Origin of the sequence: Serratia entomophila (assembly GCF_021462285.1) — a bacterium.
Lineage (GTDB): Bacteria > Pseudomonadota > Gammaproteobacteria > Enterobacterales > Enterobacteriaceae > Serratia > Serratia entomophila.
Window position 1 is genome coordinate 2,130,232 of sequence record NZ_CP082787.1, and the last position, 12,358, is coordinate 2,142,589.

Here is a 12,358-nt window from a genome sequence, read left to right on the forward strand (position 1 = left end):
TTCTTTTTCCCCTTCCCGGCAGTAGAGTGAAAATCCTGATAAAAAATAACCTTTTGGATGTGGTTTATGGCTTCTTTGCCCAGCCGCAACAGGGCGACGCTGTTCGGCCTGCTGGCTATCCTGCTGTGGAGCAGCGTCGTGGGGCTGATCCGCAGCGTCAGCGAAGGCCTGGGGCCGATCGGCGGCGCGGCGATGATCTACAGCGTCAGCGCGGCGTTTTTGTTGCTGGCGCTCGGTTTGCCGAAGCTGCGCCGTTTCCCTCGGCCTTATCTGATCGTCGGCAGCCTGCTGTTCGTCAGCTACGAGATTTGTCTGTCGCTGTCGCTGGGCTATGCCAGCAGCCGCCTGCAGGCGATCGAAGTGGGGATGATCAACTACCTGTGGCCCTGTTTCACCGTGCTGATGGCGTTGGCGTTCAACGGGCAGAAGGCCAAATGGTGGCTGCTCCCCGGCCTGCTGCTGTCGCTGTTCGGCATTGGTTGGATCATGAGCGGCGAGGGCGGCTGGTCGCCGGCGCAGATGCTGGCCAATGTGCACAGCAATCCGCTCAGCTATGGCCTGGCCTTCAGCGGCGCGGTGATTTGGGCGCTGTATTGCAACCTGACCAAGAAAATCGCTCAGGGCAGCAACGGCGTGGTGCTGTTTATCACGCTGACCGCGCTGGCGCTGTGGTTGAAATACGCCTTCAGCACGGAAAGCGGTATGCAGTTCACGCCGGGCGTTACCCTGACGCTGCTGTGCGCCGGCGTGGCGATGGGCGCCGGCTATGCCGCCTGGAACGTCGGCATCCTGCACGGCAATATGACGCTGTTGGCCACCGTTTCCTACTTTACCCCGGTGCTGTCGGCGGTGTTCGCCGCCGCGGTGCTGCATACGGCGTTGACCCTCAACTTTTGGCAAGGGGTGGTGATGGTTACGCTGGGCTCGCTGATCTGCTGGCGGGCAACCCGTGGAAATTAACGGAAATTCTCCGTTGCCGCCGCAATGTTGAACTAGAATTTAACTAGCAATGATGCCTGAAGGAACGACGACGATGAGAAGCGATATTCAATTTATCCAGCAACCTGAGATTGACGTGCATCACTATGAGCGCGGTGATACCGTGCGCCTGACCACAGCGAATTTGCAGCATGAATATCAGCTGGACGTTTACATTTTACGCCGCGACGACAAGCTGATTTACGGTTCGGTGGTCGCGGCGGCGCCCAAAACCGACATTCCGGTCGCCGGCTGGGAAGTCAAAAACGGCGAAGAAGTGGTATTCCGCCAGGAGAATATCGCCAAAGCGATACCGGCGGTGAACTAAGCGCTTTCCCCGAGCCTTGCGCTGTTTCCTCATGCAGGGCTTTTGCTGAAAATTTTTTTGTTATTCACTATAATCAACCGTTAAATTCGCTTTACGGCTATTTTTTATATCGGCAAATGATAAAAAATATCATTTGCTATTAGAAAAATCCGAAAGTTGTTGGTAGCATCATGGGAATGATGTGGCTCCAAATAGGGATATTATTGTTATGACTCACCCTGCGGATATCGCACGCGTTTTTATCGGCTGCGACCCTAATGACTGCGATCTGGAACAGATGATGGTTCTGGAGTACAGCTTGCGTAAACATGCTTCGATACCCGTTCAGATCGTATGGATGCAGCTATCGCGCGATCCCGCCAGCTTCTGGTTCTCGGACGGCGAAGGTGAAGGCTGGACGACCGAATGTTGGGCAACGCCATTTTCCGCGTTTCGTTGGGGCATCCCCGCTTTTTGCAATTTCCAGGGGCGCGCTTTTTATTCTGATGCGGACGTGCTGTATCTCAGTGATATCGCTGAAATTTGGCATCATCCGATGGAAGAGGGCACCGCTATACTGGCCGCGGGTACCGGTAAGGATTTGCGCCTGGGTGAAATGCTGTGGGATTGCGAAGCGGGTGCGCGTTTCTTGCCGCCGCTCGAACAGCTGCGCGGCGATCGCCTGGGCCATAAAAAAATGCAGCAATTCTTTGAACAGCACCCCGAATTTGTCGCACCACTGAAGCCGGAGTACAGCAACCTGGATGGCGATGATCTGCCGCTGGAATCGTTGAAAGCGCTGCACTATTCAGATATGGGGAGCCAGTTCTCTCACCGTTACTCGTTGCCGCGGCTAAAAGCGGAAAATCGTCAGCACTGGTTTGACGGTAAGATTTATGGCCACTACCGTGACGATCTGCGGGAGCTGTTCGAACAGTATTATCATGAAGCGTTACAGGCCGGTTATACCCTGGAGCAGTATCGCAACGTGCTGCCGTACGGCTGCTTTAACAAGCAGTCTCAGGAAAAGTATGACGGCAACCCGATCACTCGCAAGAAAAAGCCATTCCTGCAGCGCATGTTGGGCGGGCTTCTAGGTTAACATCACCGTCTTCCTGCTGACCTGAATTTTTCGATAGCCGGCGGCGCAATAGCACGCCAGCGAATAACGCACGCCGCTACAATCCATCGCTTGTCGTTGCCCTTTGCTGTGCCGAGCCGACATTTTGCGTTTTGTCGTTGCCATTAATCACTTGATTACAATTGGCACAGAAACTGCTTTAAAAATCATCGTGCATGACAAAAATCACAACGATCGTGAATTTGCATGAAACATAATTTGACAAATGTGAACGCAATCGATTACCTATTCGCGAAATGCATAACTGGATCACAGATTCTTACAGTCAGTGATTTCTATAATGCGCGCGTCGCCCGAGTTTGTTCGTGAAGGCAACGCCAGGTGTCGTCAGACTCATTGTCATCTTTTCTAACGGGCAGGAAATGGCCCTTTAAAGCATGTGGTAATAAAATGAAAAAAATAGCTCTCGCAGCAGGTGTCCTGCTCGCCGCGTCTTACAGCGCATCATCAATGGCTGATAGCAAAGACAGTCAATACGTCTCCGACTGGTGGCATCAGAGCGTCAACGTGGTGGGCAGCTATCACACCCGCTTCGGACCGCAGCTGAACAACGATCTGTATCTGGAATACGAAGCCTTCGCCAAGAAAGACTGGTTCGATTTCTATGGTTACGTCGACGTGCCGAAGTTCTTCGGCGTGGGTAACACCCCGGATCGCGGCATCTGGGACAAAGGGTCGCCGATGTTTATGGAGATCGAACCGCGCTTCTCCATCGACAAGCTGACCGGCACCGATCTGAGCTTCGGTCCGTTCAAAGAGTGGTACTTCGCCAACAACTACATCTATGATCTGGGCCACAACGCCGACGGCCGCCAAAACACCTGGTTCATGGGGCTGGGCACCGATATCGACACCGGCCTGCCGATGAGCCTGTCGTTGAACATCTATGCCAAATACCAGTGGGAAAACTATCAGGCTGCCAACGAAAACAGCTGGGACGGTTACCGCTTCAAGGTGAAATATTTCGTGCCGTTGACCCAGCTGTGGGGCGGCAACCTGAGCTATATCGGCTTCACCAACTTTGACTTCGGTTCCGATCTGGGCAAAGACAGCAACTGGACCGACGGCACCGGCAAGCAGGTGCGCACCAGCAACTCGATCGCCTCCAGCCACATTCTGGCGCTGAACTACGATCACTGGCATTACTCGTTCGTGGCGCGTTATTTCCATAACGGCGGCCAGTGGCAAGACGGCGCGGATATCGGCACGCCGCAGGGCCCAATCAAATCTACCGGCTGGGGCTATTACATCGTTGCCGGTTATAACTTCTGATTTTCCGTGGTATCAGAAACAGAAAACCCCGCTTTGGCGGGGTTTATTTTTGTCATCATTGCACTTGTTCAACGGGTAAATGCTTCACCGGCATAAATAGCCGGCCTTTGATCACGTGGCATTCATTATCTATCCAACTGATGATCTGTTCCCGGCTTACGCCTTCTGATTGCGCGTAGCGAAGAAGATCGCCGTTAAAGTGTTGCGTGATGTATTCCATGAGGGTCATTTGCATATCTTTTGCTCCTGAACGCCCACCCGTTGCCAGCCTGGCCACCGTGGGAGGTTGAGGTTTCTCAGACAGCGAATTTAAAGTATTGGCAACCAAATCTCAACATAAAGCACCAGTTTGGTGCAAAAGAACGCAAGAAAAAAGAATCCCGCACGTAAAGGCGGGAAGCATTCAGTATTATCACTGTGAATGATAAGAATAAGATTTGAGGCGCAACGAAAAAGAGCACGCTAACTCTTTTTTATTACCACTCCACGCTACCGGATCGCTTATTTTGCTGCAAGAAAAATCCGAGTGGAAATTCGGGATTTTCGAATAGTTTTGCACTGAGGCCATCTTGTGCCGGTGAGCCGCCGGCGGCCGAGATCCAAAGAACTCGGAGTTTTCCTCAAGCTTTATGTGGAGAACAGTGCCTATAGTGAATGCAATCACCCACGCAGGAAATACAACATGAGCAAGCGTCGTACAACTCTAACGGTTTTGGCGTTGATTGCATCTCTGGGATTGTCATCCGCTCCGGCATTGGCCGATAAGGGCGGCAACGGCCACGGCAACAATGGTAATCATGGCAACAATGGTAATCATGGCAACCATGGTGACCATGACAAAGGCAATAAAGCCAAAGGCGGCGAGCAGGATCTGGTTTCCGTCAGCATTTCACGCGATCGCGCCCGCTCGCTGGCGCACAACTACGGCCTGACCGGTTACCGTTCGCTGCCGCCGGGCATCGCCAAAAATCTGGCGCGCGGCAAGCCGCTGCCACCGGGCATCGCCAAGAAAATGGTGCCGTCGTCAATGTTGCGCGATTTGCCGCATTACCCGGGTTACGAATGGCGCATCGCCGGCGACGATCTGGTGCTGGTGGCGCTCAGTACCGCCATTGTGGCCTCGGTCATCAACGGCGTGTTTAACTGACGCCCAGGGTGAAAAGTAAGCCTCGCTTCGGCGGGGCTTTTTTATTTGCCTGAGAAGGGGCGAACGTGATGAACTCGGTGCTTTATCCATTAAGGGCGAAGGGGAGCGTTATGTTCAGGGCGTTACTGATAGCCTGTTGTCTGACCAGCTTACCGGCGTTGGCCGACAGCGCCGTCGCGATAGGCGACCTGGTGAACCAGCGGCTGTCGTTGATGAAAGACGTCGCCGGCTATAAGGCACAGCAGCATTTGCCGATTGAGGATGCAGCGCAGGAGGCCCGGGTACTGGCCGACAGCCAGGCGGAGGCGGGGCGCCTGGGGCTGGAGCCGGCGTCGGTGCGGCCGTTTATTGCGGCGCAGATGGATGCCGCCAAGGCGATTCAGTATCGCTATCGCGCGGATTGGCTGGCGTCACCGGAGAAAGGGTGGCGGCCGCGTGCCCTGGAGAGCGTGCGGCCGCAGATCGCCAGGCTGAGCAGCCGTATCCTGCAGCTGCTGGCTAAACGCCTGCAGGCCGGGCCGCTGACCGAAGCGGAGCGGGGCGCCTTTCAGCAAGCGCTGAACCAGACCAATCTTGGCGAGGCGGACAAACGACGCCTGTTTGACGCTTTGCTGGCGGTCAAAACTGACAAGGCCGGCTGAAGGCTAGTCGCGGTCGACGCTGCTGCGCCTGAAGGTCAGCACCCGGCTGCGATTGGCGATTAAATCCACGCTGTAGCCTCTGAAATAGAGGCAAAAGCGTTTCAACCAGGGGCCGTCGTTGCTTTCCACCAGCATGCGGCCGTTCCCCAGGGGGAGCAGCCTGCCGGTTTGCGCCGCCGGGCCGACGCCGATATGCACCCGATCGCCGCAAATTTCAAAGGCGGTGCGATACTGCGGGTGATACCACAGCCCCTGCGCGTGCTTCAGGCAGTCGCCGTTAGGCGTCACCGGCCGGAAGCTGCGCGCGACGTGGCCCACTTCACCTTCCACCGCTTCGCCGGTCCATTTCAAGCGGATCGGCATATGGGCGGACAACGACTCCGCATAGCCGTCGGCGGCCTGATACAAGGGTTCGCCGATCCCCAGGTAGGCCAGGTTGCCGTCTTTCACTTCCAACCAGTAGGGTTCCGCTACGGTGGCGTAAACGCCATCGGGGATGGCGTTGCTGCGCTGCGGCAGTGGCTCATCCAGCAGTGCCGCCATCACCCGTAACGCCATGTCGAAGCTGTCGCAGTCTTCGCGGTTGGCCACCAGCGCCACGCCGGCCTGCCGATCCTGGCTCAGCAAAAAATAGGTTTTGTAGCCGGCATGCGAACCGCCGTGCCCCAGCAGGGAGTGCCGCCCGAGCTGCGTGTGCGCCAGCCCTAAGCCGTAAGCGCTGAGCTGGCCCTGGTTGAGACGGCGCGGCGCGCTGAGCAGCGCCAGTACGCCGCGGCCCGGCCCCCGATCGGCCAGCAATGCCTGCAACCAGCGGGTGAGCGCGTTGGCGCTGCCGGTCAGGCTGCCGGAAGCCGACAGGTGCAGACCTGCGCTGGCCAGTTGCCAGCCTTGCGGAGCGCGCCAATAACCCGGCGCCAGATTGGGCACCACGTCGAACCAGCTCTCCGGCGCCCGCAGCTGCAGCTGCAGCGGTTGAGCGATGTGTTGTTGCACCAGCCGATCGAAATCATGGCCCTGGGCCTTCAGCGCCGCTTCGACCAGCCGGTAACCGGTGTTGGTGTAAGTGATCTCGCTGCCGGCCGGGTAGTTCAGCTTTTCCAGCCCTTCGATAAATTGCATCACCGGCTGAGCGTCGCTGACGGTATGCAGCGAAATCCCCAACAGGCCCAGCGTTTCGCGCACGTCGGGCAGCCCGCTGGTCATGTCCAGCGCCTGGCCGACGGTGACCTCGGCCAGCTCGGGCTGCAGGCCGGGCAGCAATTCGCCGAGGCGTTGATCCAGCCTGATGGCGCTGCCGGTGGCGCTCAGCGCCAGGGCGGCGAAGATATGCTTGGTGACAGAGGCGTAGCGCACCACGCTGTCGGCGGTGAAGGAGCTATTTTGCGCCAGATCGGCCAGGCCGGCGCAGGCTGTCGCCTGGGTTTGCCCGGCGTCGAACAGGGTTATCGCCCCGCCGGGTTCACCCTGGCCTTGCCATCCGGCCAGCAATTGTTCGGCAACGGCGCTTGCGGCGCGCCAGTTTAGCGGGGTTTCAGACATAGTGGCCTCCAGAGTGCGTGAACGAAATGGCCTTGCCGGCCTTATCTCCTGGCCGCCGTCGACAGGCGAAGGCGTTCGGGGTTTTCGGCAGATTGTGGCGCAGTGCGCAATTCGTGGGCCGCTGTTTTGTGCGCAGTTCGGACCAGATACGGGGTTTCACTCAAAATTTTGATGCAGAGCGCAAATTGTCGTTTCGATCGTGGATTGCGGGGGGAGCGAAGCAGGCGCCGGGAACGACGCCTGCACAGGCGTTAACGCAGCTGGGCTGCGCCCGCCAACAGGTTTTCGATCATTTGCTTCAGCAGGCGCTGCAGCGAGGCGGCACGCTCCGGCGCGAAGGCGAAGGGGTACCGTTCGGACATGTAGTTCACCTGCGCCAGCTCCAGCTGGATCGCATGCTGGCGTTCCTGTGGCTGGCCGTAGGCGCGGGTGATGTAACCGCCCTTGAAGCGGCCGTTCAGCACGTGGGTGTACTCTTGTTGCTGTTCACAGCAGCTGACCAGGCGGTCGCTCAGCGCCGGGGCGCAGCTTTCACCGCCGTTGGTGCCAAGGTTAAGGTCCGGCAGCTTGCCGTCGAACAGCCGCGGGATCACCGAAGCGATGGAGTGCGCGTCAAACAGCAACGCGTAGCCGTGCCTGGCCTTGATGCGCGCCAGCTCATCCTGCAGCTGCCGGTGATAGGGCTGCCAGATCTGTTGCAGATAGCCGGCGCGCTCTTCAGCGGAAGGCGCTTTGCCCGGCAGGAAGCTCGGACGGCCGTCGAACAGCACGTCGGGATACAGGCCGGTGGTGGCGGTGGTGTAGAGCGGTTTGTCGTCCGCCGGGCGGTTCAGATCGATGACAAAGCGCGAATAGTTGCCGACCAGCACGCTGGCCCCCATCGCCCGGGCAAAGTCATACAGCTGCGGAATGTGCCAGTCGGTATCCGGCAGCGGGCGCGCGTCGTCGGTCAGGCCGGCTTCTACCGCCGGCGTCAGCCGGGTGCCGGCATGCGGGATGCTGATCAGCAGCGGCAGGCTGCCGGCCTGGAAACTAAAGGGATCGCGAATGGTCATTTACGTACTTCTCCTCGGAAAATCACCGTACAGGGCAGTTGACCGCCCAGCCAATAAGCCAGCTCAGCCGGCCGCGACAGCGGCCAATGAACAAAATCCGCAACCTTGCCGGCCTCCAGCGTGCCGTGGCTGTGCTGTAGCCCCAACGCTTTGGCGGCATGGGTGGTAACGCCCGCCAGCGCTTCTTCCGGCGTCAGGCGGAACAGCGTGCAGGCCATGTTGATCATCAGGCGCAGCGACAGCGCCTGCGAGGTGCCCGGGTTGGCGTCGCTGGCGATGGCCATCGCCACGCCGTGCTTGCGGAAGAGGTCAACCGGCGGGCATTGGGTTTCGCGCAGCAGGTAGTAAGCGCCGGGCAGCAATACCGCCACGGTGCCGGCGTCGCCCATGGCGCGCGCGTCCTGTTCGGTGGCGTATTCAAGGTGATCGGCGGAAAGCGCGTGATGCCTGGCCGCCAGCGCGCTGCCGCCGAGGGCGGAGAGCTGTTCGGCGTGCAGCTTGACCGGCAACCCGGCGGCTTCGGCGGCGGCGAACACCCGCTCAACCTGCGCCGGAGAAAACGCCAGATGTTCGCAGAAGGCGTCAACCGCGTCCGCCAGCCCGGCGGCGGCGGCCTGCGGAATGATGGTGTCGCACACCAGATCGATATAGTCGTCGGCGCGGTTGGCGTATTCCGGCGGCAGCGCGTGGGCCGCCAGGCAGGTGGTTTTCACCTCGACCGGCAACAGCTCGCCGAGCTTGCGCGCCACCCGCAGCATTTTCAGTTCGCTTTCCGGGCTCAGGCCGTAGCCGGACTTGATCTCCACGCAGGTTACGCCTTCCGCCAGCAGCGGCCGCAGGCGGAACAGCGCCTGCTCCAGCAGCAGCGCTTCGTCGGCGTCGCGGGTGGCCTTGACGGTGGAGATGATGCCGCCGCCCTGAGCGGCGATGTCGGCGTAGCTTACGCCGTTCAGGCGCTGTTCGAACTCGCCGCTGCGGTTGCCGCCGAACACCAGATGGGTATGGCAGTCCACGAAGCCCGGGGTGATGATGCCGCCGTCGAATTTCACCGTTTCATCGGCGATCAGCGTGGGCGGCAACGCCGCATATTCGCCAACCCAGACAATCTTGCCGTCGCGCACGGCGATCGCGCCGTCGCTGAGGGTGTGATACTTGCCGTCGCGCATGGTGACGATATCGGCCCCGTGCCACAGGCTGTCGCAGTGAATCTCAGACGTCATTGCTTTCCTCCGCCGGAGCCGCAGCTCCCACATGGTTGTATATACAATTAAAAACAACCTAGCGCATTCATCGGGATGTCACAAGAGGGGGGAGGCAATTTGTTATCGGGATGTGATCGAAAGCGGTGCCAGCGGGCGCCGGGAGGCGCCCGTACAGGGCTTAGACGTCGGTGGTGAAGCGGCCGAACAGCTGATAGCGGCTGCCGGGGTAGAGTAAGCGCGCCGAGGTGACCACGGTTTTACCGGACCAGGTGCGGCGATGGATCAGCAGGCCGGGTTCGTGATCTTCCAGCTGCAGCAGTTCGCGTTCGCGCCGCGTCGGCACCACCGCCTCGACGATGTGTTCGCCGGCGGTCAGCGGGGCGGCCTGCGTCAGATAGGTATAGGGCGTGACGCGGTCGAAATCCTGTTGCATGTAGTCCGGTGCGATCAGCGGGTTGACGCAGCGGTCTTCCACCTGCACCGGCACATCGTTTTCGTAGTGCACGATCTGCGAATAAAACAGCTGTTGGCCGGGCTGGATGCCCAGCGCCGTGGCTTCTTCTTCGCTGGCGGCGCGCGCCTTCAGCTCGAGGATCTTGCTGCTGTGGCGATGCCCGCGCGCGGCGATTTCATCGGCGATGTTATGCACCTCCAGCAGCGCGGTGTGCGCCTTGGCTTCGGCGACGAAGGTGCCGACGCCCTGCATGCGGATCAGGAAGCCTTCGCTGGTCAGCTCGCGCAGTGCGCGGTTGATGGTCATGCGGCTGACGCCCAGCTCCGCCACCAGTTCGCTTTCCGAAGGTACGCGTTGGTGCGGCTGCCAGTGGCCCGCGCGGATTTGGTTTACGATCGCTTGCTTGACCCGTTGGTAGATCGGGGCGGGGGTATCGCTCATTGCAGCAGCCAGCTGTAACAGGGTCTGTTGATCAACCACGACGTTAACCTCGTCAAATAAAAAAATAATAACACCAGTTTACTGTTGATGTCGGCGTATGTATATGTATATACAACTAGGGGCCGCCGCGCCAGATTTATGCCGGCGGCCGCAAAAATTCCTGGATGCGCATCATCGTTGCGCGTTATTCGCCGTTACACCAACAGTGGAATACTGCCATGCCTGCTTATTTTGCCTCACGCGCTTTGCTCCCTGAGGGCTGGGCGCACAACGTCCGCCTTGATGTTGATGCGCGCGGTTACCTGACCGACGTCACCGCCGGCGCCGAACCCGAAGGGTGCGTCCGACTGCACGGCGATGCGGTGCCGGGCATGCCGAACCTGCACTCCCACGCTTTCCAGCGTGCGATGGCCGGGCTGGCGGAAGTGGCCGGCAACCCGCAGGACAGTTTCTGGACCTGGCGCGATCTGATGTATCGGCTGGTGCAGCGGCTGACGCCGGAGCAGGTAGAGGTGGTCGCCCGCCAACTGTATATCGAAATGCTCAAGGGAGGATATACCCAGGTCGCCGAGTTCCATTATCTGCACCACGGCGCCGACGGCAACCCTTACGCCGACCGCGGCGAAATGACCGGCCGCCTCAGCCAGGCGGCGCAGCAGGCCGGCATCGGCATGACCCTGCTGCCGGTGCTGTACAGCTACGCGGGCTTTGGCGCGCAGCCGGCTCAGGCGGGGCAGCGGCGCTTTATTCAGGACGCGGACAGCTATCTGCAGCAACAGCAGGTGATTGCGCGCCAGTTGGCGGATCAACCGCTGCAGAACCAGGGGCTGTGTTTCCACTCGCTGCGCGCGGTGGAGCTGAGCCAGATGCAACAAATTTTGCAGGCGTCGGACACCCGCCTGCCGGTGCACATTCACATCGCCGAACAGCAGAAAGAGGTGAACGACTGCCTGGCCTGGAGCGGCCAGCGGCCGGTGGCCTGGCTGTATGAGCACCTGCCGGTGGATCAGCGCTGGTGCCTGGTGCACGCCACCCATCTGGATCGCGAAGAGCTGGAAGCGCTGGCGCACAGCAAAGCGGTGGCCGGCCTGTGCCCGACCACCGAAGCCAACCTCGGCGACGGCATCTTCCCCGGCGACGCTTTCCTGCACCATCAAGGGCGTTGGGGAATAGGTTCAGACAGCCACGTTTCGCTCAACGTAGTGGAAGAGCTGCGCTGGTTCGAATACGGCCAGCGGCTGCGCGATCAGCGCCGCAACCGCCTGACCACGCCGGAACAGCCGGCGGTGGCGGACGTGCTGTACCACCAGGCGCTGCAGGGCGGCGCCCAGGCGTGCGGCGCGCCAATCGGCCGGCTGCAAAGCGGTTATCGCGCCGACTGGCTGGTGCTGGACGGCGACGACCCTTATCTGGCCGCCGCGCCGGACGCCTCGATCCTCAACCGTTGGCTGTTCGCCGGCGGTAAAGAACAGATCCGTGACGTGTTCGTCGGTGGGCGCCAGGTGATAGAGCAGGGGCGGCACGCGCTGCAGCAGCAGAGCAGCGCCGAGTTCCTGCAGGTGTTGAAAACCTTCCAGCAGGAGGCGTGATGAGCCTGACCCGTTTTGACTTCGCCGCGTTGCCGGTCAGCCCGTGGCGCAACGGCGGCGGCGAAACCCGCGAGATCGCCTGCTGGCCGCCGGGCGCGCAGGAGTTCGAGTGGCGCGCCAGCATCGCCACCATCGCCCAGGATGGGCCATTTTCCGCCTTTGCCGGCATCGATCGGTCGATTACCCTGCTGGAGGGCGACGGCGTGCGCCTGTTCAGCGCCGGGCATATCGATCACGCGTTGGCGCGGGTTGGCGAACCCTTCGCCTTTTCCGGCGATGTGGCGCTTAACGCCACCTTGCTGGGGGGCGAAAGCCAGGATTTCAATATTATGACCCGGCGCGGCCGCCGGGCCGCCGAGGTGCGGCGCGTGGCGCAGCAGGTTGTGCTGCCGGCCGGGCATGCCGGCGTGCTGTACGTGCTGAGCGGCGAGTGGTCTTTGCCGGGCGGCGTGACGCTGGGCGCGCGGCAGGGCGGCTGGTGGCCGGAAGATACCTTCAGCGGTGCCCTGAAGCCGTTGCGGCAAGATAGCGCTATTTTGTGGGCTGACATCACGGCCGCTAAAGCGGAGTAGAGTCAGAGGCCCGGTTATGG

The 12,358-nt window shown here is 60.3% G+C and carries 13 protein-coding genes; 8 read left to right on the top strand and 5 right to left on the bottom strand.

Annotated elements, in window-relative coordinates; genetic code table 11:
• The first annotated feature begins 66 nt into the window (after window positions 1-66).
• The 4 genes from yddG (at window position 67) to KHA73_RS10480 (ending at window position 3,698) form a co-directional block, all read left to right on the top strand.
• Window positions 67-960: an aromatic amino acid DMT transporter YddG gene (yddG, locus tag KHA73_RS10465; RefSeq protein ID WP_234590728.1), complete on the top strand. Its 894-nt coding sequence runs from the start codon at window positions 67-69 to the stop codon at window positions 958-960.
• A gap of 73 nt (window positions 961-1,033) precedes the next feature.
• Window positions 1,034-1,306 (top strand): hypothetical protein, encoded by a 273-nt coding sequence (locus KHA73_RS10470; protein ID WP_234590730.1) that lies wholly within the window; start codon window positions 1,034-1,036, stop codon window positions 1,304-1,306.
• A 208-nt stretch (window positions 1,307-1,514) separates the two neighbouring features.
• A complete protein-coding gene (locus tag KHA73_RS10475; protein ID WP_234590732.1) occupies window positions 1,515-2,387 on the top strand; it encodes a glycosyl transferase in 873 nt (290 codons plus the stop codon).
• A gap of 429 nt (window positions 2,388-2,816) precedes the next feature.
• On the top strand, window positions 2,817-3,698 hold the full coding sequence (locus KHA73_RS10480) for a nucleoside-specific channel-forming protein Tsx (protein WP_234590733.1): 882 nt from the start codon (window positions 2,817-2,819) through the stop codon (window positions 3,696-3,698).
• 55 nt (window positions 3,699-3,753) lie between these two features.
• On the opposite strand, the gene KHA73_RS10485 is transcribed toward KHA73_RS10480, so the two are convergent.
• A complete protein-coding gene (locus KHA73_RS10485; protein ID WP_234590734.1) occupies window positions 3,754-3,933 on the bottom strand; it encodes a hypothetical protein in 180 nt (59 codons plus the stop codon).
• Window positions 3,934-4,380: 447 nt separating this feature from the next.
• On the opposite strand from KHA73_RS10485, the gene KHA73_RS10490 reads away from it, so the two are divergent.
• Both KHA73_RS10490 and KHA73_RS10495 read left to right on the top strand, forming a co-directional pair.
• Window positions 4,381-4,845 (top strand): anti-virulence regulator CigR family protein, encoded by a 465-nt coding sequence (locus KHA73_RS10490; RefSeq protein ID WP_234590735.1) that lies wholly within the window; start codon window positions 4,381-4,383, stop codon window positions 4,843-4,845.
• Between the two features lie 110 nt (window positions 4,846-4,955).
• A complete protein-coding gene (locus KHA73_RS10495; protein WP_234590736.1) occupies window positions 4,956-5,486 on the top strand; it encodes a chorismate mutase in 531 nt (176 codons plus the stop codon).
• Window positions 5,487-5,489: 3 nt separating this feature from the next.
• On the opposite strand, the gene KHA73_RS10500 is transcribed toward KHA73_RS10495, so the two are convergent.
• From KHA73_RS10500 to hutC, 4 genes are all read right to left on the bottom strand, one after another.
• Window positions 5,490-7,025, bottom strand: coding sequence for a serine hydrolase domain-containing protein (locus KHA73_RS10500; protein ID WP_234590737.1), 1,536 nt, complete (start codon window positions 7,023-7,025; stop codon window positions 5,490-5,492).
• 251 nt (window positions 7,026-7,276) lie between these two features.
• Entirely contained in the window at window positions 7,277-8,080 is an 804-nt protein-coding gene (gene hutG, locus KHA73_RS10505; protein WP_234590738.1) for an N-formylglutamate deformylase, read from the bottom strand.
• On the bottom strand, window positions 8,077-9,300 hold the full coding sequence (gene hutI / locus KHA73_RS10510; RefSeq protein WP_234590739.1) for an imidazolonepropionase: 1,224 nt from the start codon (window positions 9,298-9,300) through the stop codon (window positions 8,077-8,079). The genes hutG and hutI overlap by 4 nt, the downstream gene beginning before the upstream one ends.
• 160 nt (window positions 9,301-9,460) lie before the next feature.
• On the bottom strand, window positions 9,461-10,177 hold the full coding sequence (gene hutC, locus KHA73_RS10515) for a histidine utilization repressor (protein ID WP_380740658.1): 717 nt from the start codon (window positions 10,175-10,177) through the stop codon (window positions 9,461-9,463).
• Window positions 10,178-10,395: 218 nt separating this feature from the next.
• Between hutC and KHA73_RS10520 the strand changes: the two genes are divergently transcribed.
• Together KHA73_RS10520 and KHA73_RS10525 are read left to right on the top strand one after the other, a co-directional pair.
• Window positions 10,396-11,766, top strand: coding sequence for a formimidoylglutamate deiminase (locus KHA73_RS10520; protein ID WP_234590741.1), 1,371 nt, complete (start codon window positions 10,396-10,398; stop codon window positions 11,764-11,766).
• Entirely contained in the window at window positions 11,766-12,338 is a 573-nt protein-coding gene (locus tag KHA73_RS10525; protein ID WP_234590742.1) for a HutD/Ves family protein, read from the top strand. Before KHA73_RS10520 ends, KHA73_RS10525 begins: the two co-directional genes overlap by 1 nt.
• The last annotated feature ends 20 nt before the right edge of the window (window positions 12,339-12,358 follow it).